The organism is Methylopila musalis (assembly GCF_042679725.1).
GTDB lineage: Bacteria > Pseudomonadota > Alphaproteobacteria > Rhizobiales > Methylopilaceae > Methylopila > Methylopila musalis.
Window position 1 is genome coordinate 1 of sequence record NZ_JBHTMX010000034.1, and the last position, 21,940, is coordinate 21,940.

26 protein-coding genes are annotated in these 21,940 nt (G+C 70.1%); 18 read left to right on the plus strand and 8 right to left on the minus strand.

Annotated features, from left to right (window positions below; genetic code table 11):
* The 4 genes from ACFQ4O_RS06365 to ACFQ4O_RS06380 all read right to left on the minus strand — a co-directional run.
* A partial coding sequence (locus ACFQ4O_RS06365; protein WP_378774833.1) for a DNA-processing protein DprA occupies positions 1-380 on the minus strand: 380 nt, incomplete at its 3' end.
* Between the two features lie 7 nt (positions 381-387).
* Complete coding sequence (plsY, locus tag ACFQ4O_RS06370) at positions 388-1,014, minus strand: glycerol-3-phosphate 1-O-acyltransferase PlsY (protein ID WP_378774834.1); 627 nt, start codon at positions 1,012-1,014, stop codon at positions 388-390.
* 37 nt (positions 1,015-1,051) lie between these two features.
* Positions 1,052-2,347, minus strand: coding sequence for a dihydroorotase (locus tag ACFQ4O_RS06375; RefSeq protein ID WP_378774835.1), 1,296 nt, complete (start codon positions 2,345-2,347; stop codon positions 1,052-1,054).
* A gap of 4 nt (positions 2,348-2,351) precedes the next feature.
* Positions 2,352-3,308, minus strand: a complete 957-nt coding sequence (locus ACFQ4O_RS06380) for an aspartate carbamoyltransferase catalytic subunit (protein WP_378774836.1) — start codon at positions 3,306-3,308, stop codon at positions 2,352-2,354.
* Positions 3,309-3,520: 212 nt separating this feature from the next.
* Here ACFQ4O_RS06380 and ACFQ4O_RS06385 point away from each other — a divergent pair, with 212 nt between their 5' ends.
* From ACFQ4O_RS06385 to ACFQ4O_RS06400, 4 genes are all read left to right on the plus strand, one after another.
* Positions 3,521-3,940 carry a hypothetical protein gene (locus ACFQ4O_RS06385; RefSeq protein ID WP_378774837.1) on the plus strand — a complete coding sequence of 140 codons (420 nt, stop codon included), beginning with the start codon at positions 3,521-3,523 and terminating at the stop codon, positions 3,938-3,940.
* A gap of 267 nt (positions 3,941-4,207) precedes the next feature.
* The gene (locus ACFQ4O_RS06390) at positions 4,208-4,750 is read left to right on the plus strand and encodes a hypothetical protein (protein WP_378774838.1); all 543 of its coding nucleotides are present in this window, start codon (positions 4,208-4,210) and stop codon (positions 4,748-4,750) included.
* A gap of 113 nt (positions 4,751-4,863) precedes the next feature.
* Positions 4,864-5,322 (plus strand): NUDIX hydrolase, encoded by a 459-nt coding sequence (locus ACFQ4O_RS06395; RefSeq protein ID WP_378774839.1) that lies wholly within the window; start codon positions 4,864-4,866, stop codon positions 5,320-5,322.
* Between the two features lie 178 nt (positions 5,323-5,500).
* A complete protein-coding gene (locus tag ACFQ4O_RS06400; RefSeq protein WP_378774840.1) occupies positions 5,501-5,872 on the plus strand; it encodes a hypothetical protein in 372 nt (123 codons plus the stop codon).
* Between the two features lie 51 nt (positions 5,873-5,923).
* Here ACFQ4O_RS06400 and ruvX read toward each other — a convergent pair whose 3' ends face one another.
* Positions 5,924-6,418, minus strand: coding sequence for a Holliday junction resolvase RuvX (gene ruvX, locus ACFQ4O_RS06405; protein ID WP_378774841.1), 495 nt, complete (start codon positions 6,416-6,418; stop codon positions 5,924-5,926).
* Positions 6,419-6,554: 136 nt separating this feature from the next.
* Between ruvX and ACFQ4O_RS06410 the strand changes: the two genes are divergently transcribed.
* The 6 genes from ACFQ4O_RS06410 to ACFQ4O_RS06435 all read left to right on the plus strand — a co-directional run bounded on the left by ACFQ4O_RS06410 (position 6,555) and on the right by ACFQ4O_RS06435 (position 10,326).
* Positions 6,555-7,268, plus strand: a complete 714-nt coding sequence (locus tag ACFQ4O_RS06410; protein ID WP_378774842.1) for a metal-dependent hydrolase — start codon at positions 6,555-6,557, stop codon at positions 7,266-7,268.
* Positions 7,265-7,567 (plus strand): hypothetical protein, encoded by a 303-nt coding sequence (locus ACFQ4O_RS06415; protein WP_378774843.1) that lies wholly within the window; start codon positions 7,265-7,267, stop codon positions 7,565-7,567. The genes ACFQ4O_RS06410 and ACFQ4O_RS06415 overlap by 4 nt, the downstream gene beginning before the upstream one ends.
* Before the next feature lie 85 nt (positions 7,568-7,652).
* Positions 7,653-7,940 carry an Asp-tRNA(Asn)/Glu-tRNA(Gln) amidotransferase subunit GatC gene (gatC, locus tag ACFQ4O_RS06420; protein WP_378774844.1) on the plus strand — a complete coding sequence of 96 codons (288 nt, stop codon included), beginning with the start codon at positions 7,653-7,655 and terminating at the stop codon, positions 7,938-7,940.
* Positions 7,941-7,980: 40 nt separating this feature from the next.
* Positions 7,981-9,459 (plus strand): Asp-tRNA(Asn)/Glu-tRNA(Gln) amidotransferase subunit GatA, encoded by a 1,479-nt coding sequence (gene gatA, locus ACFQ4O_RS06425; RefSeq protein WP_378774845.1) that lies wholly within the window; start codon positions 7,981-7,983, stop codon positions 9,457-9,459.
* On the plus strand, positions 9,456-9,761 hold the full coding sequence (locus ACFQ4O_RS06430) for a chorismate mutase (RefSeq protein WP_378774846.1): 306 nt from the start codon (positions 9,456-9,458) through the stop codon (positions 9,759-9,761). The genes gatA and ACFQ4O_RS06430 overlap by 4 nt, the downstream gene beginning before the upstream one ends.
* A 127-nt stretch (positions 9,762-9,888) precedes the next feature.
* Positions 9,889-10,326 (plus strand): energy transducer TonB, encoded by a 438-nt coding sequence (locus ACFQ4O_RS06435; protein WP_378774858.1) that lies wholly within the window; start codon positions 9,889-9,891, stop codon positions 10,324-10,326.
* 21 nt (positions 10,327-10,347) lie between these two features.
* Here ACFQ4O_RS06435 and ACFQ4O_RS06440 read toward each other — a convergent pair whose 3' ends face one another.
* Positions 10,348-10,959, minus strand: coding sequence for a Uma2 family endonuclease (locus ACFQ4O_RS06440; RefSeq protein ID WP_378774847.1), 612 nt, complete (start codon positions 10,957-10,959; stop codon positions 10,348-10,350).
* A 128-nt stretch (positions 10,960-11,087) separates the two neighbouring features.
* Between ACFQ4O_RS06440 and gatB the strand changes: the two genes are divergently transcribed.
* The 3 genes from gatB to kdsA all read left to right on the plus strand — a co-directional run bounded on the left by gatB (position 11,088) and on the right by kdsA (position 14,334).
* Positions 11,088-12,566, plus strand: coding sequence for an Asp-tRNA(Asn)/Glu-tRNA(Gln) amidotransferase subunit GatB (gatB, locus tag ACFQ4O_RS06445; RefSeq protein WP_378774848.1), 1,479 nt, complete (start codon positions 11,088-11,090; stop codon positions 12,564-12,566).
* A gap of 4 nt (positions 12,567-12,570) precedes the next feature.
* Positions 12,571-13,380 carry a VOC family protein gene (locus ACFQ4O_RS06450; RefSeq protein WP_378774849.1) on the plus strand — a complete coding sequence of 270 codons (810 nt, stop codon included), beginning with the start codon at positions 12,571-12,573 and terminating at the stop codon, positions 13,378-13,380.
* Between the two features lie 108 nt (positions 13,381-13,488).
* Positions 13,489-14,334 carry a 3-deoxy-8-phosphooctulonate synthase gene (gene kdsA / locus ACFQ4O_RS06455; protein ID WP_378774850.1) on the plus strand — a complete coding sequence of 282 codons (846 nt, stop codon included), beginning with the start codon at positions 13,489-13,491 and terminating at the stop codon, positions 14,332-14,334.
* A gap of 461 nt (positions 14,335-14,795) precedes the next feature.
* Here the strand turns inward: kdsA and aroC are convergent, their stop codons facing one another.
* The gene (gene aroC / locus ACFQ4O_RS06460; protein ID WP_378774851.1) at positions 14,796-15,881 is read right to left on the minus strand and encodes a chorismate synthase; all 1,086 of its coding nucleotides are present in this window, start codon (positions 15,879-15,881) and stop codon (positions 14,796-14,798) included.
* A 121-nt stretch (positions 15,882-16,002) separates the two neighbouring features.
* Here aroC and ACFQ4O_RS06465 point away from each other — a divergent pair, with 121 nt between their 5' ends.
* The 5 genes from ACFQ4O_RS06465 to argC all read left to right on the plus strand — a co-directional run bounded on the left by ACFQ4O_RS06465 (position 16,003) and on the right by argC (position 20,661).
* A complete protein-coding gene (locus ACFQ4O_RS06465) occupies positions 16,003-16,536 on the plus strand; it encodes a 3'-5' exonuclease (protein ID WP_378774852.1) in 534 nt (177 codons plus the stop codon).
* A gap of 23 nt (positions 16,537-16,559) precedes the next feature.
* On the plus strand, positions 16,560-16,775 hold the full coding sequence (locus tag ACFQ4O_RS06470; protein ID WP_271203704.1) for an alkylphosphonate utilization protein: 216 nt from the start codon (positions 16,560-16,562) through the stop codon (positions 16,773-16,775).
* A gap of 280 nt (positions 16,776-17,055) precedes the next feature.
* Positions 17,056-18,270: an MFS transporter gene (locus tag ACFQ4O_RS06475; RefSeq protein ID WP_378774853.1), complete on the plus strand. Its 1,215-nt coding sequence runs from the start codon at positions 17,056-17,058 to the stop codon at positions 18,268-18,270.
* Between the two features lie 84 nt (positions 18,271-18,354).
* Positions 18,355-19,338 carry an acrylyl-CoA reductase (NADPH) gene (gene acuI / locus ACFQ4O_RS06480; RefSeq protein WP_378774854.1) on the plus strand — a complete coding sequence of 328 codons (984 nt, stop codon included), beginning with the start codon at positions 18,355-18,357 and terminating at the stop codon, positions 19,336-19,338.
* 270 nt (positions 19,339-19,608) lie between these two features.
* Positions 19,609-20,661 carry an N-acetyl-gamma-glutamyl-phosphate reductase gene (argC, locus tag ACFQ4O_RS06485; protein WP_378774855.1) on the plus strand — a complete coding sequence of 351 codons (1,053 nt, stop codon included), beginning with the start codon at positions 19,609-19,611 and terminating at the stop codon, positions 20,659-20,661.
* Between the two features lie 369 nt (positions 20,662-21,030).
* On the opposite strand, the gene ACFQ4O_RS06490 is transcribed toward argC, so the two are convergent.
* Positions 21,031-21,693: a DsbA family oxidoreductase gene (locus ACFQ4O_RS06490; protein WP_378774856.1), complete on the minus strand. Its 663-nt coding sequence runs from the start codon at positions 21,691-21,693 to the stop codon at positions 21,031-21,033.
* Between the last annotated feature and the right edge of the window lie 247 nt (positions 21,694-21,940).

The following is a 21,940-nucleotide window of genomic DNA, read 5'->3' on the forward strand; positions in this document are numbered from 1 at the left end:
AAGGTGCGCCCGGAGGAGGAGGCGTTGCGCGCGCCGACGATCCCGACCGTCGGGCGGTTCAGCGCCTCGGCCGCGCCGGCGATGGTGATCAGCGGCGGCGCGCCCTCGATGGACGCGAGCAGCGCGGGATAGTCCGGCTCCCCCAGCGCCACGACGCGCGCGCCGCGCCGTTCGCAGGCGGCCAGTTCGTCCTCGGCCTCCGCCACGGAGGCGACGCGGATGGCGCGGCCGCCGCGGCGAGCGAGATCGGGAACGGCGTCCAGCGCGGCCTGCGCCCCGCCGAAATGGTTCACCAGATCGCGGAAGGTGCGGGGGCCGACGTTCTCGGAGCGGATGAGGCGCAGCCACGCGACGCGCTGTTCGGGCGAGAGACGCGGCATGGCCGGCTCACCCCTCGTGACTGGGCGAGGGCGTGCCCTTGTCGCCGATCCGGCTTTCCCGGCCGGCGAGCAGACGGGCGATGTTCTCGCGGTGGAAAAACCAGAGCCCGGCCGTCAGTGCGGCGAACACCGCGGCGGTCCCCCAGCCGGCGGTCAGCGCCAGCGCGACCGGCGCGGCGAGGCTGGCCGCCAGCGCCGAGGCGGAGGAGTAGCGGGTGAGCTTCGCCGTCGCCAGCCACACGGCGGCGAACAGGAGCGCGATCGGCCAGGCGACGCCGAGTAGGGCGCCGAGATAGGTGGCGACCCCCTTGCCGCCCCGGAAGCCGAGCCACACCGGGAACACATGGCCGACGAAGGCCGCGGCCCCGGCGGCGAGGCCGCCCGCCGGGCCGAACAGCGCCGAGGCGACGAGCGCCGCGACGGTCGCCTTCAGCATGTCGCCGATCAGGGTCGCGGCCGCGAGGTCCTTGCGGCCCGTGCGCAGCACGTTGGTCGCGCCGATGTTGCCGGAGCCGATGGAGCGCAGGTCGCCCGCGCCGGCGATTTTCGTGACGAGCACCCCGAAGGGGATCGAGCCAGCGAGGTAGCCGAGCGCGATCGAGGCGCCCAGGGCGGGGAGGGTGATGTCCGTCATGAAGGTCCGAAGCGTCAGGCGGCCGGCGGCGGTCGCGTCAAGCGTAAGGATAGACGGTGTGTCCGGCAACGACCGTGCGCAGCACGCGCCCCTGAAGCCGCGCCTGATCGAACGGGGTATTCTTGGATTTCGACTTCAGCGCCGCCGCGTCCAGCACGAAGGGCGCGTCGAGGTCGATCAGCGCCAGATCCGCCGGCGCGCCGACCTTCAGCGCGCCGCCGGGCAGGCCCAGAAGCTCCGCCGGCCGGGTGGACATGGCGTGCAGCAGTCGCCGCAGCGACACGTCGCCCGCATGCACCAGCCGCAGCCCGGCGGAGAGCATGGTCTCCACGCCGATGGCGCCGTCGTCGGCTTCCGCGAAGGGGCGGCGCTTGGTCTCCACGTCCTGCGGGTCGTGGCCCGAGCACACCACGTCGATCACACCGTCGGCCAGGGCCTCCACCAGCGCGCGGCGGTCGTCCTCTCGGCGCAGCGGCGGGGCGAGCTTGAAGAAGGTGCGGTACTCGCCGACGTCGTTCTCGTTCAGCGTCAGATGCGCCGCGGAGACGCCGCAGGTGACGGGCAGGCCGCGCCGCTTGGCGCCGGCCACGATCGCCACGCTGTCGGCGCAGGTGACGAGGTTGGCGTGGTAGCGCGCGCCGGTCAGCGCCACGAGGCGCACGTCGCGCTCCAGCACCAGCGCTTCCGCCGCGCAAGGACGCCCCGGCAGGCCGAGCCGGCTCGCGAGCTCGCCCTCGTTCATGGCGCCGCCGGCGGCGAGCTCGGCGTCCTCCACATGGTGGCAGATCAGCGCGTCGAAATCCCGCGCATAGGTCATGGCCCGGCGCATGACGCGGGCGCTCGCCACCGACCGGGGGCCGTCCGAAAACGCCACGGCGCCCGCTTCCAGCAGCAGGCCGACCTCGGTCATCTCCCGGCCTTCGAGGCCTTTGGTGAGGGCCGCGAGCGTGTGGATGCGCACGCTCGCCGTGTCGCGGGCGCGGCGGGTGAGGTAGTCGACGATCTCCGGCGCGTCCACCGGCGGGGTGGTGTCGGGTCGCGCCACGATGGTGGTGACGCCGCCCGCAGCCGCGGCGCGGCTTGCGGTCGCCAGCGTCTCGCGGTGCTCGGCGCCGGGTTCGCCCACGAAGGCGCCGAGGTCGATCAGGCCCGGCGCCAGCACATGGCCCCGGCAGTCCACCTGTTCGGCGCGCGCGGCGGGGCGCACGTCCGACCCGACTTCGGCGATGACGCCGTTGTCGATCAGCAGCGAGCCGATCTCGTCGCGGCCGCTGGCGGGGCAGACCAGGCGGGCGTTGAGGAACTGGAGCGGGCGGGGGGCGTGGTTCAGCATGGCGTCACGCGGCGTTGGGCAGGCGGCGGCCAAGCGCCTCGAGCACGGCCATGCGCACGGCGACGCCCATCTCCACCTGGTCGCGGATGAGGGAGCGCGGGCCGTCCGCCACGTCGGAGGCGATCTCAACGCCCCGGTTCATGGGGCCGGGATGCATCACCACCGCGTCGGGCCGGGCGTAGGCGAGCTTGGCGTCGTCCAGGCCGAAATGCTTGAAGTACTCCTTCACGGATGGCACGAAGGAGCCGTTCATCCGCTCGAGTTGCAGCCGGAGCATCATCACCACGTCGGCGCCGTCGAGCCCCTTGCGCATGTCGCGGAACACGGTGACGCCGAGCCGCTCCACATCCGCCGGCAGCAGGGTGGAGGGGGCGATGACCCGCACCCGCGCGCCGAGCGCGTTCAAAAGCAGAATGTTGGAGCGGGCGACGCGGCTGTGCAGCACGTCGCCGCAGATCGCGACCTCGAGGCCCTCGATCCGGCCCTTGGCGCGGGTGATGGTGAGCGCGTCCAGCAGGGCCTGCGTCGGGTGCTCGTGGGCGCCGTCGCCGGCGTTCACCACCGAGCAGTCCACCTTCTGCGCCAGCAGCGCCACCGCGCCCGCCGCGTGGTGCCGCACCACGATGATGTCCGGCCGCATGGCGTTCAGGGTGGCGGCGGTGTCGAGCAGGGTCTCGCCCTTTTTGATCGACGAGTTGCCGACCGCCATGTTCATCACGTCGGCGCCGAGGCGCTTGCCCGCGATCTCGAACGACGACTGGGTGCGCGTTGAGTTCTCGAAGAACAGGTTGATCTGGGTGCGGCCGCGCAGGGTGGCGCTTTTCTTCTCCACCTGCCGGCTGAGCGAGACCGCGTCTTCGGCGGCGGCGAGCAGCCCGCGGATGTCCCCCGGAGACAGGCCGGCGACGCCGAGCAGGTGACGGTGCGGGAACGGCGGGTGGGGGTGCGCTTGATCGGCCATCAAGATCGGTCTCATAGCCTTTCGCGCCCGCGCGCGGCAAGCGCCCCGCGCCGTCTGTCCCCATGGACGGAAGGCTGAGGCCGGCGCGGCCGCCCGCTCTTGCGGACAGGCGTGAAAGGAGTACCTTCCGCGGCGAGGGACCAAGGCGCGCGCCGCGCGAGGGAAACCGCGGATCGTCGAGGCCGCGGAGCCGGCGCGGAAGGAGAGATGGAATGGGCTCGTTTGTGAAGCGGACGCTGGCCGTCGCCGGCATTCTGGGCGTCGCTCTCGGCGCAGTCGCTCCGGCGCAGGCGGGGTGGGTCGGTTCGGCCGCCGCCGTCGAGCAGGCGCGCACCTCGCAGGTGCAGACCGTGGACTGGCGCGACCGGCGCTATTACGGCGGCGGCTATCGCCACCGTCATCGCGGCGACCGCGCCGCCGGCTACGCCGCGGCGGGCGTGCTCGGGCTTGCGGCCGGCGCCCTGATCGCCGGCTCCGCCAACCGCGACCGCTATTCGTACGAGGACGACTATTACGCGCCCCGCCGCGTCTATGTGGAGCGTCCGCGCTACTACAACCGCTGCAAGGTGGTGCGCTGGGGCGAGGACCGCTGGGGCGAGCCGGTGCGCGTGGTGACCTACCGCCCCTGCTGACGGCGCGGGCTGTCTAAACGCGCGTCCGGCGTCGAACCGCGACATCCGATAGACGACCAGGAAGCCCGCGCGCCTTGCGTGGGCCTTTTGCGTTTTCGTCCGTCGCTGGATCACGGCGGCGCGAGCCTCACGCCTGCGTCGAAAACAATGACGTTGGCGTGAAACCAACTCCTTGGTTCGCGCGTTATGAACGCGGCCGCTGTTTCGCCTGCGTCAGGCGGGCGGTCGATGAGGGCGGGACAAAAGCTCGACAGGAGGCACACTCTCATGACGTCGGTTCGAAACGCTCTGCTTGCAGGCGCCTGCGCGCTCGGCATGACCTTCGGGGCGCTGCCCGCCGAGGCCGCTCCCGCCACCCGCGCGCCGGCGACCGTCGCCGGCGTTCCCATGAGCCAGATCCAGACCGTGGATCACCGCGGCGGCCATTGGCGCGGCGGCGGTCGGAGCTGGGGCGGCGGCGGACGCCATTGGGGTGGTGGTCGCCACTACGGCGGCGGCCGGCACTGGCGTGGCGGGCGCGGCTACTACAGCGGCGGCTATTACGGCGGTCGCCATTACGGCTATCGCCGGCACCGCGACCGTGGCGGCTATCTCGCCGCTGGAGCGCTTGGTCTCGCCGCGGGTGCGATCATCGCCGGAAACAGCTACAACTCCTACGACCGGCCTTACTATTCGGGCGGCTATTACCGGCCCTATCGCGGCGACGGCTACTATCGCCGCGCCTATTACGGGTCGGAGTGCAAGGTCATCAAGACCCGGCGCGACTATTACGGCCGCCGCTACACCACGGTCCGCTACCGGCCCTGCTGACGGCTGACGCCGTCCGGAATGACACGACGAACGCGTCGCCTTCGGGCGGCGCGTTTTTTCTTATTTCACGACCGCCGTCGCGCGGTCGGCCGGCATGCTCTATTCCAAACGCCATGACCGTCTGGCGACCCCCGTCCCGCATCCGCGTGAAAGCGCTCGGCTTGCACTGGCGCGACGGGCGGCTGCTGGCGGCCGAAGTTCCGGACGACGCCGGACGGGTGAAGGGCGTGCGGCCGCTCGGCGGTTCGGTCGAGTTCGGCGAGACCGCGCGCGCCGCGGTCATCCGTGAATTCCGCGAGGAACTGGGGATCGACGTGAGCGTCGTGGGCGAGCCCGTTCACGTCGAGAACATCTATGTCCACGAGGGCGCGGTCGGCCACGAGTATCTGGTCCTGTTCGAGGTGGCGTTTCCGAAGGGCGCTTTCGACGGTCAGGACGATATCGTCTTTTACGAGGACGACGGCGCAGCCGGCGTCGCCCGATGGTTCGCGCTGGACGACCTCGACCGCGAGGGCGGCCCGGAGCTTTACCCCAAGGGCCTCAAGGCGCGTCTGCTCGAAACTAAGGCCTGAGCAGATGCGCGGGAGGCCACTTCGCCGGCGGTTTTCCGAAAACGCATGGCTGCTCTGACAGGCTGAATTCGGGGGCGGGTTTCGCGTTTATTGGCTGAGCCCACCGAAGAGGCTTCCCATAACGGGGCGGCGCAGTCCGTATGCTTTCGGCGGACTTTCCTTGAATGAGGACAGTTCGATGTCGTCTCTTCGCACCACACTTGCCGCGGCCGTCTGCGCGCTTGGCGTCGCCGGCCTCGCCGCGGCTCCCGCCAGCGCGGAGCCCTTCCGCCATGGCCCCGGCGGCTACGCCCATCCGGGATGGGGCGGCCCGCATTGGGGCGGGCCCCGCTGGGGCGGGCCCGGCTACTATCACGGGTATCATCGCGGCCCCGGCTGGGGCGGCGCGGCGGCGCTCGGCGCGCTCGGCCTCGCCACCGGCGCGGTCCTCGCCAGCGAGGCGCGCCCCGCGCCGGTCTATTACGGCTATGGCGGCGAGTGCCGGTTCACCTCGTGGCGTCATGACGCCTACGGCTACCCGGTCAAGGTGATCACCTACCGGCCCTGCTGAGCGCATCCCGTCTGTCTGAACGGCCCGGCCCCCCGCCGGGCCGTTTTCGCGTCAGAACGGCGGCTGGCCGTCGCGCCACAGCGCGCTCATCCGGTCGATCGCGCCTTGGAGGATGTAGGCGGCGGCGAGCTTGTCCACCACTTCGGCCCTGCGCTTGCGGGTGGCGTCGAAGGAGATCAGCATCCGCTCGACCGCGGCTGTGGAGAGCCGCTCGTCCCAGAACGCGATCGGCAGCGGCGTCCGCCCCGAAAGGCTGCGGGCGAAGGCGCGGGTGGACTGGCAGCGGGGGCCTTCGGTGCCGTCCATGTTCACCGGCAGGCCGAGCACGAGGCCCACCGCCTTGCGGCTGTCGGAGATCTGCAGCAGCCGGTCCACGTCCGGCGTGAACTTCTTGCGCATGATGGTTTCGACGGGAGAGGCGATCATCCAGCCCGGATCGCTGACGGCGACGCCGAGCGTCTTGGTCCCGAGGTCGAGACCGATCAGCGCGCCACGATTGGGCAGGGCGGCCACAAAGGCGTGAAAATCGTCGAAAATCGATGACATGGCGTGTCCGTAGCACCCGCTTTACGCCCGCGCCATGGTCGGAAGACCGTTTCCGCGCTTGTTCTCTCGCGCGCTGCTCCTATTCTCCGCCCCCGACTCGTGGCGCCCGATCACACCGCACAAGGACGACGCCCCCATGCGCATCACCTGGTTCGGCCATTCCGCCTTCCGGCTCGATTTCGGCTCAAAGGTCGTGCTGATCGACCCGTTCCTCGACAACGGCCAGTTCAAGGGCGACAAGGCGGCGGCCGTGAAGGGCGTGACGCACATCCTGCTCACCCACGGCCATTTCGACCATGTGGGCGACACCGTCGCCATCGCGACCGAGACCGGCGCCACGGTGGTGGCCGATTTCGACCTCGCCATGTGGGTCGGCTCCAAAGGCGTGAAGGCGCTGGAGCCCATGAACACCGGCGGCTCCATCTCGCTTGAGGGCTTCCGCGTGACCATGACGCAGGCCTTCCACTCGTCGGCGCATATCGACGAGAACGGCGTCTCCCACGACCTCGGCGATCCCCACGGCCTGATCGTGACCCCCGACGGCGAGGACGAGCCGGTGGTCTACGCCATGGGCGACACCGGCATTTTCGGCGACATGAAGCTGATCAACGAGCTTTACGCTCCGACCGTCGGCTTCGTGCCGATCGGCGATCGCTTCACCATGGGCGCCAAGACGGCCGCCTACGCCTGCCGCCACTTCTTCGATTTCGACCTCGTGGTGCCGTGCCATTACGCCACCATGCCGATCCTCGACCAGAGCGCCGACCGCTTCGTCGAGCTGATGGACAGCGTGCGCGGCACCACCGTGAAGGTGCCCAAGATCGGCGAGGCGTTCGAGGTCGAGGGGTGAGGGCGCTCGGCGCGCTCGTTCTCGCCACGCTGGTCGCGTTCGGAGCAGGCGCCGCGCAGGCGGCCTCGCCGGACGCGTGGAAGGCCCACGCCGCCGAGGTGGCGAAGGCCTGCGCCGGGGCGTCGCGCCTCGCGAAGGCCACGCCGCGCGGGACCGCGGCCGAGTTCGAGGCGCATTCGGCGCTGGTGCTGGACGGCCGCGTCGCCTCCGGCCGCAGGAAGGGAACGCCCGAGCGCGTGGCCTGCCTGTTCGACAAGCGCGCCCGCAAGGCCGCGACCACGCCGGTCGAGGGCTGGTGAGTTCTTGTCGCCCTTGAACGGCCCATGCTAGAGCGCACCGTCAATCAATATTGACTGATATCGCCGCGCGTTCTGAAGGATCGAGATGTCCGTCGACGAAACCACCGTCCGCCGCGTCGCCAAGCTTGCACGCATCAAGGTGGAGGACCACGAGGTTCCGAAGCTGAAGGGCGAGCTCGACGCTATCCTCGCCTTCGTGGAGGAGCTGAAGGAACTCGACGTGGACGGCGTGGAGCCCATGACCAGCGTCGCGCCCATGCGTCTGCGCCTGCGCGAGGACGTGGTGACCGACGGTGAGAACGCCGAAGAGGTGCTTCGAAACGCCCCGGCGCGGGAAGGCGACTTCTTCGTCGTGCCCAAGGTCGTCGAGTGATCGCCGCCGCCCGCTGATCCGCCGCTCATTCAGGTTGCCGATGTCCGATCTTTTCGATTTCACATTCGCCGAAGCCCGCAAGAAGCTGGCGGCGAAGGACTTTTCCGCCACCGAGCTGACGGGCGCCTATCTCTCCGCCATGGAGGCCGGCCGGGCGCTGAACGCCTATGTGCTGGAGACGCCGGAGATCGCGCTCGCCCGCGCCGCCGAGTCCGACGCCCGCATCGCGAAGGGCGAGGCCGGCGCGCTGGAGGGCCTGCCGCTCGGCGTGAAGGACCTGTTCTGCACCGAGGGCGTGCGCACCACCGCCTGCTCCAACATTCTCGGCGAGTTCACGCCGCCCTACGAGTCCTTCGTCACGCGCAAGATGCGCGACGCAGGCGCGGTGATGCTGGGCAAGTTGAACAACGACGAGTTCGCCATGGGCTCGTCCAACGAGACCTCGCGCTTCGGACCCTCGGTCAACCCGTGGCGGCGCGCCGGATCGGGCGTGAAGCTGACATCGGGCGGCTCGTCGGGCGGCTCGTCGGCTGCGGTCGCGGGTGCGCTCTGCCTCGGCGCCACCGCCACCGACACCGGCGGTTCGATCCGCCAGCCAGCGGCCTTCACCGGCACGGTCGGCATCAAGCCCACCTACGGCCGCTGCTCGCGCTGGGGCATCGTGGCCTACGCCTCGTCGCTCGATCAGGCGGGGCCGATCGCCCGCGACGTGCGCGACGCCGCCATCCTGCTCGGCGCCATGGCCGGGCACGATCCTCGCGACAGCACCTCCTCCGACCGGGAGGTGCCGGACTTCGAGGCCGCCGTGGGCCGTTCGGTGAAGGGCTTGCGGATCGGCCTGCCGAAGGAGTACCGCGTCGACGGCATGCCGTCCGAGATCGAGGCGCTGTGGGAGCAGGGCGCGGCCTGGCTGCGCGCGGCCGGCGCCGAGGTGGTCGAGGTGTCGCTGCCGCACACCAAGTATGCCCTGCCGGCCTATTACATCGTGGCGCCGGCGGAGGCGTCCTCGAACCTCGCCCGCTACGACGGCGTACGCTACGGCGCCCGCGTGCCGGGCCGCGACATCGTGGAGCTTTACGAAAACACCCGCGCCGCCGGCTTCGGCCCGGAGGTGCGCCGCCGCATCATGATCGGCGCCTATGTGCTCTCCGCCGGCTATTACGACGCCTATTATGTGCGCGCCCAGAAGGTGCGGACGCTGATCAAGCGCGACTTCGAGACCGCCTTCGCCAACGGCGTGGACGCGATCCTCACCCCCGCCACGCCCTCCGCCGCCTTCGGGCTCGGCGAGAAGGCGGACGCCTCGCCGGTGGAGATGTATCTCAACGACGTGTTCACGGTGACGGTGAATATGGCCGGCCTGCCGGGCCTCTCCGTGCCCGCCGGCAAATCGGCGGAAGGGCTGCCGCTGGCGCTGCAGCTCATCGGCCGCCCATTCGACGAGGAGACGCTGTTCTCCGCCGCCTCGGTGATCGAGGACGCGGCCGGCGGCGGCTTCCGGCCCGAGCGCTGGTGGTGAGCGCGCCCGCGCGTCCCGTCTACGCCTCCATGGACGAGGTGCGCGCCGCGATCGACGCGCTGGACGCGGAGCTGATGCCGCTGATGGCCGCCCGCGCCCATTGCATCGCGGAGGCCGCGCGCATCAAGAACGATCCCGAGATCGCGCTGGTGCCCTGGCGAGTGGAGCAGGTGGCGGAGAACGCCCGCGAGCTGGCCGCCGCGCATGGCCTCGACCCCGATCTCGCCGATCGGCTGTGGCGGGCGATGATGACCGAGTTCATCGCCCATGAGCGCCGGCTGATGGAGCGGGCGCGGGGCTGAGCCTGCGGGTTGCAGCGGGCGATTTCATCGCGCTGGCGTCGGCGCCGTCCGTGCGCCAGAGTGCGGCGATCAGGGGCGGGCCGATCGTCGGAGCGCCGCAGCGATTCCCGCTTTCCAAGGCTTGCCCATGCATCTTGTTCGCTGTCTCGCGCTCGGCATCGCCAGACTGTCGCTGCTGGCGTCGCCCGCTACGGCGGCCGGACCAAGCTGGGCGAAATGCAGCGGCGATGTCGTGAACACCGGCGGCGTCCCGGAGCCGAGCTGGCGGGACATCGAAAAGTATCACCGCACGATCGTCGGTATGATCATGATGCACATGCGCCCGCCGGGCGGCGCGTACCTGATCCGGGGCCGGGGGCGCACGGTCGTGCGCTTCACGCTCGACCGAACCGGCAAGCTGCTGCGCGCCGAGGTCGCCAAAACGTCGGGAAGCGCGTCCTTCGATCGGGAGGCGGTGAAGATCGTCCGGCGGGCGTCCGACTGGTTTCCCGCCATGCCGGCGGGCTACCCCTGCGCGCAGAAAAGCTTCAGCCAGCCGATTTCGTTCTCTCAACGCGGCATGTGACGCGCCCGCAAGGCGGCGGGCTCACCCGCCGTTCGGGCCGCTCACGCCGCGATAAAGCTCCGCCAGCGGCAGCTCGACGCCGAGGCCGTCCAGCGGCAGCGTCGCGTCCAGTCCTTCGATCTCGACCGGCGCGAGCGGGAACTCCCCATCCGCCCCGCGCGCCCACAGCGTGAGCTTCGGCGCATTGGCCTCCGCCACCACATCGGCCTGCAGCGAGAACAGGGCGAGATACTCGTCCCGCTTCACCACATGGTCTGTGTAGGCGGTGGAGGGCGACAGCACCTCGACGATCACGAGCGGCGTCTTCGACTCCAGCGCGCTTCCGTCCGGTTCGGGGGCCTGCACCAGGATGTCCGGAAAGCGGATGCTGCCGCCCGTGCGTACGCCGAAGGATTCAGAGAACACCTGATACCGATCGACGTCGAGGCGGGCCGTCAGTCCGACGACGAATTTCCAGACGAGCTTGGCGTGGTTCGCCGTCACGCGCACCATCATGCCCACAGTTCCCCTGTCGTATTCGTGCTTGCCATCCTGCGTGTCGAGCCAGGCGAGAAACGCCTCCACCGGCACGGCCATGCCGGGCTGAAGCTCGGCGGCGTGGTGGTCGATCGCAGGAGCGTGGCGAACGTTCATGGCGCGCCTCCTCTCGAGCGCGGACAAGGAGTTGTCATCCAAGCTAGCAGTTGTCACCCACGTTAACATAGGTCTAGGAACGTGGCTGAACGACTCCCCTCCCGATCGTCCAAGGCCGCGCCGTACCGATGAACGCTCCCTCCCGCCTTCCCGCAAGCTCCAGGCTCATTTCCGGCGCCACCGGCGACTGGGAAGTGGTGATCGGCATGGAGATTCACGCGCAGGTGACCTCCGAGGCCAAGCTGTTCTCCGGCGCCTCCACCGGCTTCGGCGCCAGCCCCAACAGCCATGTGAGCCTGGTGGACGCCGCCATGCCTGGCATGCTGCCGGTGCTGAACCGGGAATGCGTGCGGCAGGCCATCCGGTCGGGCCTCGCGATCAACGCCGCCATCAACCTGACCTCGACCTTCGACCGGAAGAACTATTTCTATCCGGACCTGCCGCAGGGCTACCAGATCTCCCAGTTCAAGAGCCCGATCGTGGGCGAGGGCGAGGTCACGGTGGACATGGGCGAGGGGGAGGCCATCACGGTCGGCGTCGAGCGCATTCATCTCGAGCAGGACGCCGGCAAGTCGATCCACGACCTCGATCCCGTCTCGTCCTATGTGGACCTGAACCGCTCGGGCGTGGCGCTGATGGAGATCGTGTCGAAGCCCGACATGCGCTCCTCCGACGAGGCCAAGGCCTATGTCACCAAGCTGCGCACCATCCTGCGCTACATCGGCGCCTGCGACGGCGACATGGACAAGGGCAACCTGCGCGCCGACGTGAACGTCTCCGTGCGCCGCCCCGGCGAGCCGCTGGGCACCCGCTGCGAGATCAAAAACGTCAACTCCATCCGCTTCATCGGTCAGGCGATCGAGGTGGAGGCGCGGCGCCAGATCGGGATCATCGAGGACGGCGGCGCGGTCGATCAGGAGACCCGCCTATTCGACCCGAACAAGGGCGAAACCCGCGCCATGCGGTCCAAGGAAGAGGCGCACGACTACCGCTACTTCCCCGATCCGGACCTGCTGCCGCTGACCGTCGCGCAGACCGAGGTGGACGAGCTGAAAGCCGCGCTGCCCGAGCTGCCGGACACCAAGAAGGCGCGCTTCATCAGCCAGTACGGCGTGACCCCTTACGACGCCATGGTGCTGACGCTGGAGCGAGAAAGCGCGGACTTCTTCGAGGCGGTGGCGGCCGCCGGCGACGCCAAGCTCGCCGCCAACTGGACCATCAACGAGCTGTTCGGCCGGCTGAACAAGGAAGGCCTCGGCATCGAGCGCAGCCCGGTCTCCGCCGCGCAGCTCGGCGGACTGATCGGCCTGATTTCGGAGAACGTCATTTCCGGCAAGATCGCCAAGGACCTGTTCGAAATCCTCTGGACCGAGGGCGGCGACCCGCGCGAACTGGTGGAGAGCCGCAGCCTGAAACAGGTCACCGACACCGGCGCGATCGAGAAGGTCTGCGACGAGGTCATCGCCGCCAATCCCGACAAGGTGGAGCAGGCCCGAGCCAAGCCCACGCTGATCGGCTGGTTCGTGGGGCAGGTGATGAAGGCCTCCGGCGGCAAGGCCAACCCGCAGGCGGTGAACGACATCCTGAAGCGCAAGCTCGGGATCTGACGGCGTGGCGTCGCCGCGCGGCCTCGATCACATCGTCGTTCTGGTTCGCGATCTCAACGCGGCGGCGCAGGCGTGGGGCGCGCTCGGCTTTCAGGTCGGGCGCGAGAACCGCCATCCCTTCGGCACCAAGAACCGGATCGTCCAGTTTCCAGGCTTCTTCGTGGAGCTGCTGACGATCGCCGATCCGGCGCTCGTCTCGGAGCACGGCCCGCGCTTCTTTTCCTTCGACGCGTTCCAGCGCGACCGGCTGGCGCGCGCGGGCGAGGGGCCATCCGGCCTCGTGCTCGAAAGCCGGAACGCTGCCGCGGACGCCGGCCTGTTCGCACGCGCGGGCGTCGGCGACTTCGCGCCGTTCTTCTTCGAGCGCAGCGGCGTCGGGGCGGACGGCGCGGCCGTCGATGTGGCGTTCGAGCTCGCCTTTGCGGTGGACGCCGCCTCGCCGGACCTCTGTTTCTTCGCCTGCGAGCAGAAGCGGCCTGAGAACTTCTGGAACGCCGCGGCGCAGGACCATCCGAACGGCGCGAGCGCGGTGGCGGGCGTGATCCTGACGGCGGAGAACCCGTCCGATCATCACGTGTTCCTGCGCGCCTTCACCGGCATCGACGCCTTTCGCGCCACCTCGTCCGGCCTCGCCTTCGAGACGCCGCGCGGCGAGATCGAGGTGCTGACGCCCGACGCCGTCCTCCGCCGCACGGGCGTCGCGGTCGAAGCGCGGCCCGAACTGCGGATCGCGGCGCTGCGGCTGAAGGCCCCCGTCGCCGCCCGCGTCCCGCCCGAGCGCCTCACCGGTCTGACGCTGCTGCTGGAAGCCTGAGCGCCGGACTGCTAAGCCAGCGGCCGATCCTGCTCGGCGTCACGTCCGTCTTCGTCGCGGACGTCCCGCCGTGCGCCGGGCATGGCCCGCACGTGTGGAAGACCGATCATGAACGCACCGCTTGAGGCCCGCCCCGCCGCCGTCGTCGGCGTCGGCTCCGTCCGTTTCGGCAACGATCTGCCGCTGGCGCTGATCGCAGGCCCCTGCCAGATGGAAAGTCGCGCCCATGCGCTGGAGGTGGCCTCCGCCCTGAAGGAGATCACGGTGACGCTCGGGATCGGGCTCGTCTACAAGACCTCGTTCGACAAGGCGAACCGCACCAGCGCCACCGCCCAGCGCGGCATGGGGCTGAAGGCCGCGCTGCCGGTGTTCGCCGAAATCCGCGATAGCCTCGGCCTGCCGACGCTGACCGACGTGCACGACGCCCACCAGTGCGCGCCGGTGGCCGAGGCGGTGGACGTGCTGCAGATTCCGGCGTTCCTGTGCCGCCAGACCGACCTGCTGCTGGCGGCGGCCGCCACGGGCCGGGTGGTGAACGTGAAGAAGGGCCAGTTCCTCGCCCCCTGGGACATGAAGAATGTGGTGGCCAAGCTCACCGGCGCCGGCAATCCGAACGTGCTGCTGACCGAGCGCGGCGCGTCCTTCGGCTACAACACGCTGGTCACCGACATGCGCGCCCTGCCGGAGATGGCGAAGACCGGCGCGCCGGTGATCTTCGACGCCACCCATTCGGTGCAGCAGCCGGGCGGGCAGGGCACGTCGTCCGGCGGGCAGCGCGAGTTCGTCCCCGTGCTGGCGCGGGCGGCGGTGGCGGTCGGCGTCGCGGGCGTGTTCATCGAGACCCATCCGGACCCGGACCACGCCCCCTCCGACGGCCCCAACATGGTGCCGCTGAAGGAGCTGCCCGACCTGCTCAAGCGCCTGATGGCGTTCGACCGGCTGGCGAAGGGCTGAGCGTCGGATTTCGGAGCCGTTCGGGCGCCGACATTCCCGTCATGCCCGAGCTCGTCTCGGGCATCCACGACTTTAGGCCACTCGCGGGTACAGGAAGTCATGGATACCCGCGCGAAGGCGCGGGCATGACGGGTAGGACCGACCCACGCCGAGCCCCCTCCGACGGCCCCAACATGGCGCTGCTGAAGGAGCTGCCCGACCTGCTCAAGCGCCTGATGGCGTTCGACCGGCTGGCGAAGGGCTGAGCGTCGGGTTTCGGAGCCGTTCGCGGGCGCCGACGCCAGCGGATATGTCCCGTCATGCCCGAGCTCGTCTCGGGCATCCACGACTTCACGCGTCAAGCGTCGGCGAGCAGGCAGTCGTGGATGCCCGCGCGAAGGCGCGGGCATGACGATGGAGGGAGCCGCATCAGGTCGCGGCGGGTTCTCGGGCGCCCGGACAGGAACGCGAGAGAACCCCCCTCAGCCGTTCTGGCCGCGGTGGCGCAGGGCGTGGTCGGCGAGCACGCAGGCCATCATGGCCTCGCCCACCGGCACGGCGCGGATGCCGACGCAGGGGTCGTGGCGGCCCTTGGTGGAGACGTCCACCTCAGCGCCGGTCGTGTCGATGGAACGGCGGGGCGTGAGGATTGACGAGGTCGGCTTCACCGCGAAGCGCGCCACCACCGGCTGACCGGTGGAGATGCCCCCGAGCACGCCGCCGGCCTTGTTGGACAGGAACTCCGGACGACCGTCCGCGCCCGCGCGGATCTCGTCGGCGTTCTCCTCGCCGGTCAGACGCGCGGCGGCGAAACCCGCGCCGATCTCCACGCCCTTCACCGCGTTGATGCTCATGAGCGCGGCGGCGAGGTCGCCGTCGAGCTTGCCGTAGATCGGCGCGCCGAGCCCCGCGGGCACGTTCTCGGCCACCACCTCGATCACAGCGCCGATGGAGGAGCCCGCCTTGCGGATCCCGTCCAGATAGGCCTCCATCTCCTTCGCCGCGACCGGGTCGGGGCAGAAGAACGGGTTGCGCCCCACCTCGTCCCAGTCCCAGCGGGAGCGGTCGATCTCGATCTCGCCCATGGCCACCAGCGCGCCGCGGATGACCACGTCCGGCACCACGAGCCGCGCGATCGCGCCGGCCGCGACGCGCATGGCGGTCTCGCGCGCGGAGGAGCGGCCGCCGCCGCGATGGTCGCGCAAACCGTATTTCAGGTCGTAGGCGATGTCGGCGTGGCCCGGCCGGTAGCTCTGGGCGATGTTGGCGTAGTCCTTGGAGCGCTGGTCCACGTTGCGGATCAGCAGACCGATCGGCGTGCCGGTGGTGGTGAGACCGCCCGCGCCGTCGTCGATCACCCCGGACAGGATCTCCACCTCGTCCGGCTCGCGGCGCTGGGTGGTGAAGCGCGACTGGCCCGTGCGGCGCAGGTCGAGCGCGGCCTGCACGTCGTCGCGCCGGAAGGTCAGGCGCGGCGGGCAGCCGTCCACCACGGCGCCGATGGCGGGGCCGTGGCTTTCGCCGAAGGTGGTGACGCGGAACAGGTGGCCGAAGGTGTTGTGCGACATGGGGTGGAGCCTATGCCATGGCCGGCGCTTGGGGAAAAGCGGCCGGCGCGGCGTTTCCGGTTGCGCGGTCGGCGGCCGGGGGTGTTAACCCTTTCCGGACGCGCGGAAATGACGGAATCACATGTCGACGCCTCTGGAACGCATCGCCGCCGGCGAGACGCCCTATGTCTTCTTCGACCTCGAGACCACCGGGCTGACGCCGAAGCGGGACCGGGTGATCGAGATCGCGGCGCTCCGGTTCGATCGCGCCAGCGGCGAGCTTTCGACCTTCCAGACGCTGATGAAGCCGGACCGGGCGATCCCCGCCTTCGTCCGCGCCATGACCGGCCTCGACGACGCCGCCTTCGTGGACGCGCCCGAGCCGCGGGACGCGCTGGAGCGGTTCTTCGCCTTCGTGGGCCCGGCGCCGCTGGTCGCCTACAACATTCCGTTCGACCACGCCTTCCTGCTGGCGGAGGCGGAGCGCGCCGGCCTCACCGCCCCGGCGGAGACCGTCTGCGCCATGCGCTTCGCCCAGTCGCGGGTGAAGGACCTGCCGAACCACCGGCTGGAGACCGTCGCCAAGGCGCTCGATTGCCCGCGTCCCCGCGCCCGCCGCGCGATGGAGGATTGCCTTACGGGCCTCACCGTGTTCGAGAAGGCGCTGGCTATTTAACGTCGGCGACACGGGGTTTGGACATGGATGAGGTTCGGGACAGCAACGGCGCCCTTCTGGCGGACGGCGACTCGGTGACGGTGATCAAGGACCTCAAGGTCAAGGGCACGTCCGCGGTGCTGAAGCGCGGCACCCTGATCAAGGGCATCCGCCTCACCGGCGATCCGGCCGAGATCGAATGCAACGCGCCCAAGATGAAGGGCCTCGTGCTGCGCACCGAGTTCCTGAAGAAGGCGTAAGCGTTCGGCGACGAATGAGCCTGATCCATTCACGTCATGCCCGCGCATAGCGCGGGTATCCACGACTTAAGCCCGCGAGCCATGGCGGGGACAAAGTCGTAGATACCCGGCTTCGCCGGGCATGACGATGTGCGTGTTGGGCCGATCCGGCTCGGCGCTTAAGCCGTCGCGCCGCGTCATCAACAGCTGCGATCGTTTCCATCATCGAGTTTCATGAGGCGGGCGGGCGCGGGCGGCGTAGGGTGCGGCTCCGTTTCCATCCTCGCCCCGAGGCGCCGCCATGTCCGTCTCCGCCCGGTCGCCCCTGATCGTCATCCTGTGCGGCTGCGCCATCGCGGCGCTGACCTTCGGGCCGCGTTCGGCGGTGGGCCTGCTGCTGACGCCGATCTCCGACGCCCACGGCTGGGGTCGGGACGTGTTCGCCATGTCGTTCGCGATCCAGAACCTGCTGTGGGGCGTGGGCCAGCCCTTCGCGGGCGCGATCGCGGATCGGTTCGGCGCGACCCGGGTGCTGATGGCGGGCGGGCTGCTCTATGCGGCGGGTCTTGCGCTGATGCCGCTCTCCACCGAGCCGCTCGCCATGCATCTCAGCGCCGGCGCGCTGATCGGCTTCGGGCTCGCGGGCGCCTCGTTCTCGCTGGTGCTGGGCGCCTTCGGCAAGCTGCTGCCGGCGGAATGGCGCAACATCGGCTTCGGCCTCGGCACGGCGGCGGGGTCGTTCGGGCAGTTCGTGTTCTCGCCCTTCGCCTCCGCGCTGGTGCGGGGCTACGGCTGGGAGGCGACCGTGCTCGTCTTCGCCGCCCTGATGCTGCTGGTGATTCCGCTCTCGCTGGCGCTCGCCACCCCGCGCTCCGACGCCGCCGGCGTGACCCGCGCCGACGGGCCCGACACCGTGCGCGGCGCGCTTAAGGAGGCCTTCGCCACGCCGAGCTACTGGATGCTGATCGCGGGCTTCTTCACCTGCGGCTTCCATCTCGCCTTCATCACCGCCCATCTGCCGCCGTTCCTGCTGGACAAGGGGGTGCCGGCGGCGATCGGCGGCTGGACGCTGGCGCTGATCGGGCTCGCCAACATCGTCGGCTCGCTGGCCTCGGGCGTGCTCATGGGGCGGATGCCGAAGCGCCTGCTGCTCTCCGCCATCTATTTCGCCCGCGCGGGGCTCATCGCCGCCTTCGTGCTGCTGCCGGTGACGCCGACGACCTCGCTGCTGTTCGGCGCGGGCATCGGGCTGCTGTGGCTCTCCACCGTGCCGCCCACCTCCGGCATCGTCGCCACGCTGTTCGGCGTGCGCTACCTCACCATGCTCTACGGCTTCGTGTTCTTCTCCCACCAGGTGGGCTCGTTCTTCGGCGTCTGGCTGGGCGGCCTGCTGTTCGAGCGCGACGGCAGCTACGACGTGGTGTGGTGGATCGCGATCGCGCTCAGCCTCATGTCGGGGCTGGTGAACCTGCCGATACGAGAGACCCCGGTGGCGCGGGTCGCGCCCGCCGAATGAGATCGCGGCGCGCCGCGGGGTGACGAAGCCGGGGCGCCCCTCTATCTACCCTGACCTGACCGAACCGCCGCACAAGGAGTTTTCATGTCCACCTTCAAGGCGCTGCGCATCGACAAGGGCGACGCGGGCCAGACGGTCTCGACCGTCGATTTCGACGAGGCGGACCTGATGCCCGGCGACGTGACGGTGCGGGTGTCGCACTCCACCGTGAACTACAAGGACGGCCTCGCCATCACTGGAAAGTCGCCGGTGGTGCGCCGGTTCCCCATGATTCCGGGCATCGATTTCGCGGGCGAGGTGATCGCCTCCGACAGCGCCGAATTCGCCCCCGGCGACAAGGTGGTGCTGAACGGCTGGGGCGTGGGCGAGACCCATCTCGGCGGCTATGCCGAGATCGCGCGCGTGCCGGCGGAGTATCTGGTGCCGCTGCCCGAAGGGCTGACGCCCGCCGAATCCATGGCGGTCGGCACGGCTGGCTACACCGCCATGCTCTGCGTGATGGCGCTGGAGCGGCACGGCGTGCTGCCGGCCTCCGGCCCGGTCATCGTCACTGGCGCCGCCGGCGGCGTGGGCTCGGTCGCGGTCGCGCTGCTGGCGAAGCTCGGCTACGAGGTGGTCGCCTCCACCGGGCGCGAGGAGGAGGCGGTCTATCTGCGCGATCTCGGCGCCGCCCGCATCCTGCCGCGGGAGGAGCTGCGCCACCCCGGCAAGCCGCTGCAGAAGGAGATCTGGGCGGGCGGGATCGACAGCGTCGGCTCGGTGCCGCTCGCCAACGTGCTGGCCCAGACCAAATCCGGCGGCGCCGTCGCCGCCTGCGGCCTCGCCGCGGGCATGGATCTGCCGGCCTCGGTCGCGCCCTTCATCCTGCGCGGCGTTTCGCTGCTCGGCATCAACAGCGTCACGGTGCCGAAGCCGCTGCGCATCGAGGCCTGGCGCCGCCTGTCCGAAGACCTCGACCCCGAGAAGCTGAAAGCCATGACCCGCACCATCGGCTTCGGCGACATCGTCGACACCGCGACGAGCATCGTCGAAGGCAAGGTGCGCGGCCGCGTGGTGGTGGAGATCTGAGGTCGACTCAATCGTCCCGTCATGCCCGAGCTTTGTCATTGGGCGTCCGCGACCTGGGCGTTGACGTCTGCGTCCGACGAAAAGTCGCGGATACCCGGCTTCGCCGGGCATGACGGATAGGACCTTGTCCTTACGCGATGCGGGTTTCAGGTGGCCTCATAGCCACACCGTCACGAAACTGACGCGCGGGACAGCGTATCGCGAAGGCGCTAAGGCTTTCCGCGCGCGAGGGATCACCTTTCGCACCCGACCGACTTGAAGGACTGAACGATGACCGCCCCGCTCAACGTCGCGATTCTTGGCGCCTCCGGCTACACGGGCTCGGAGCTCGTGCGTCTGCTGCTGCGCCATCCGCGCGTGACGCTCCGGGCGCTGACCGCCGACCGCAAGGCCGGGCAGTCCATGGCGGACGTGTTTCCGCAGTTCTACGGCGTGGACCTGCCGAAGCTCGTCACCATCGCCGAGGTCGATCTCGACGCGATCGATCTGGTGTTCTGCGCGCTGCCTCACGGCACGACCCAGACGGTGATCGCGGACCTGTTCGCGCGCAAGCCCGAGCTGAAGGTGGTGGACCTGTCGGCGGACTTCCGGCTGCAGGATCCGGCGGCCTACGCCGAATGGTACGGCCATCCGCATCAGGCGCTGAAGCTGCAGGAGGAGGCGGTGTTCGGCCTCGTGGAGCTGAACCGCGAGGCGATCCGCTCCGCCCGGCTGGTGGCCAATCCCGGCTGCCATTCCACCACCTCCATCCTGCCGCTGGTTCCGCTGCTGCGGGCCGGCCAGATCGATCCGGACGGGATCGTGGTGGTGTCGGCCACAGGCATGTCCGGCGCCGGCCGCGCCGCCAAGGAGGAGATGCTGTTCTCCGAGGTGTCCGAGGGAACGCACGCCTATGGCGTCGGCCGCCATCGCCACACCGCCGAACTCGATCAGGAGTTCGACCGGGCGGCGGGCAAGCCGTCGCGCGCCACCTTCACGCCGCTGCTGCTGCCGCAGAACCGGGGCATCTACGCCACCATCACGGTGACGCTCGCGGGCGGCGCGAGCGCCGAAGATCTGCACGCCACCTTCGCCAACGCTTACGCCGGCGAGCCCTTCGTCGCCGTGCTGCCCTTCGGCCGCGCGCCCCAGTCGCGCCATGTGCGCGGCTCCAACCGCGTGCAGATCGGCGTGGTCGCCGACCGCCGTCCCGACCGCGCGATCGTGCTCTCCACCCTCGACAACCTAATCAAGGGCGCCTCGGGGCAGGCGGTGCAGAACATGAACCTCGTCGCCGGCTTCGACGAAACCGAAGGCCTCGGCCAGCTGGCGCTGTTCCCGTAAGGAGAGGCGCGTCTTCCTCCTTGTCCCGGCCTTGAGCCGGGACCCAGAACCGCTGCGGTCTCCAGAATGGGCCGCAGCGGCGGAGCTTCGTTCTAGGAGGGGGGAGTCTCTGGGTCCCGGCTCAAGGCCGGGACAAGGGGTGTGCAGCTGGGGGCCGACTTGCTTCGTTGTAAAAGACGTTCTTGCGCCGGCGTTCGCACGGCCACGCGCGCCCCCCTTTCTTGTCCCGGCCTTGAGCCGGGACCCAGAACCGCTGTGGTTTCCCGAATGGGCCGCAGCGTTGGAGCTTCGTTCTGAGAAGGGGGCGTCTCTGGGTCCCGGCTCAAGGCCGGGACAAGGAAGGGCGGCTCCTCAAGCGAGGCGCGTCCCTCACTCCTCCACGTCGTCCTCGTCGCCGAGCGCGCGGTCGATGGCTTCGACCAGCACCTCCGGCGGGTGGGCGCCCATCACCACCAGCTTCTCCTGGAAGATGAAGCAGGGCACGCCGGTGACGCCGATGGCGCGGGCGCGTTCGGCGGCGTCGCGGATGGTGTCCACGTCATCGTCGGTCTCGAGCCGCTCGAGGATCGTGTCGGCGTCGAGGCCGGCCTCCTCCGCCGCGCGGCCGATGACGGCGGGGTCGGAGATGTCGTCGCCTTCGGTGAAATAGGCCTCGAACAGCCGCTCCAGCAGCGCGCTTTGCGCCAGCGGCCCCTCGTCCTCCGCCCAGAGCAGCGCGCGGTGGGCGTCGACCGTGCTCGGATAGCGCTCGATCTCGGGGAACAGGAAGGCGATGCCCTCGTCGCGCCCGAAGGCGGCGAGCTGGTCGTGCACGGCGCGCAGGCGCTCGGGATCCTCGAACTTGGCGTCGAGATACTCCGCGCGGTCGAAACCTTCCGGCGGCACGGAAGGGTCGAGCAGAAACGGGCGCACCCGAAGCGTCGCCGTCACGTCGGGGCGCGCGGCGAGCGCGGCCTCGAGCCGGCGCTTGCCGAGCCAGCACCAGGGGCAGACGGGATCGGCGTAGAGATCGATGACGAGCGGCTGGGCCACGGCGGTTCGGCGCTCCGGAACGAGGGTGGGGTTCGCCTGCATATAAAGCCCCGCGCCGCGTCCCGAAACCCGCGCGACGTCAGGCCGCTCCGCGCGCGGCCTCGGGCGCGGCGATCGTCGGCGTAAAGGCCGGGCCGAAGCCGTCCGCCTCCAGCCGGGCGGCGAGGTCCTTCGCGGCGTCGGACGGGGCGGGCAGGGAGAGCCGCAGCCGCGAGCCGAGATCCGCGTCGACCTGCGCGTCGAGGGC

Bases quoted from the DNA above. Each gene is read 5' to 3' on its own strand.
- ACFQ4O_RS06440 (WP_378774847.1), bottom strand. From the start codon at position 10,959: ATGAACGTTCGCCACGCTCCTGCGATCGACCACCACGCCGCCGAGCTT.
- ACFQ4O_RS06435 (WP_378774858.1), top strand. From the start codon at position 9,889: ATGCATCTTGTTCGCTGTCTCGCGCTCGGCATCGCCAGACTGTCGCTG.
- ACFQ4O_RS06390 (WP_378774838.1), top strand. From the start codon at position 4,208: ATGACGTCGGTTCGAAACGCTCTGCTTGCAGGCGCCTGCGCGCTCGGC.
- ruvX (WP_378774841.1), bottom strand. From the start codon at position 6,418: ATGTCATCGATTTTCGACGATTTTCACGCCTTTGTGGCCGCCCTGCCC.
- ACFQ4O_RS06400 (WP_378774840.1), top strand. From the start codon at position 5,501: ATGTCGTCTCTTCGCACCACACTTGCCGCGGCCGTCTGCGCGCTTGGC.
- aroC (WP_378774851.1), bottom strand. From the start codon at position 15,881: ATGTCGCACAACACCTTCGGCCACCTGTTCCGCGTCACCACCTTCGGC.
- ACFQ4O_RS06410 (WP_378774842.1), top strand. From the start codon at position 6,555: ATGCGCATCACCTGGTTCGGCCATTCCGCCTTCCGGCTCGATTTCGGC.
- plsY (WP_378774834.1), bottom strand. From the start codon at position 1,014: ATGACGGACATCACCCTCCCCGCCCTGGGCGCCTCGATCGCGCTCGGC.
- acuI (WP_378774854.1), top strand. From the start codon at position 18,355: ATGTCCACCTTCAAGGCGCTGCGCATCGACAAGGGCGACGCGGGCCAG.
- kdsA (WP_378774850.1), top strand. From the start codon at position 13,489: ATGAACGCACCGCTTGAGGCCCGCCCCGCCGCCGTCGTCGGCGTCGGC.
- ACFQ4O_RS06380 (WP_378774836.1), bottom strand. From the start codon at position 3,308: ATGGCCGATCAAGCGCACCCCCACCCGCCGTTCCCGCACCGTCACCTG.
- ACFQ4O_RS06385 (WP_378774837.1), top strand. From the start codon at position 3,521: ATGGGCTCGTTTGTGAAGCGGACGCTGGCCGTCGCCGGCATTCTGGGC.
- argC (WP_378774855.1), top strand. From the start codon at position 19,609: ATGACCGCCCCGCTCAACGTCGCGATTCTTGGCGCCTCCGGCTACACG.
- ACFQ4O_RS06395 (WP_378774839.1), top strand. From the start codon at position 4,864: ATGACCGTCTGGCGACCCCCGTCCCGCATCCGCGTGAAAGCGCTCGGC.
- ACFQ4O_RS06375 (WP_378774835.1), bottom strand. From the start codon at position 2,347: ATGCTGAACCACGCCCCCCGCCCGCTCCAGTTCCTCAACGCCCGCCTG.
- ACFQ4O_RS06470 (WP_271203704.1), top strand. From the start codon at position 16,560: ATGGATGAGGTTCGGGACAGCAACGGCGCCCTTCTGGCGGACGGCGAC.
- ACFQ4O_RS06465 (WP_378774852.1), top strand. From the start codon at position 16,003: ATGTCGACGCCTCTGGAACGCATCGCCGCCGGCGAGACGCCCTATGTC.
- gatA (WP_378774845.1), top strand. From the start codon at position 7,981: ATGTCCGATCTTTTCGATTTCACATTCGCCGAAGCCCGCAAGAAGCTG.
- ACFQ4O_RS06475 (WP_378774853.1), top strand. From the start codon at position 17,056: ATGTCCGTCTCCGCCCGGTCGCCCCTGATCGTCATCCTGTGCGGCTGC.
- gatC (WP_378774844.1), top strand. From the start codon at position 7,653: ATGTCCGTCGACGAAACCACCGTCCGCCGCGTCGCCAAGCTTGCACGC.
- gatB (WP_378774848.1), top strand. From the start codon at position 11,088: ATGAACGCTCCCTCCCGCCTTCCCGCAAGCTCCAGGCTCATTTCCGGC.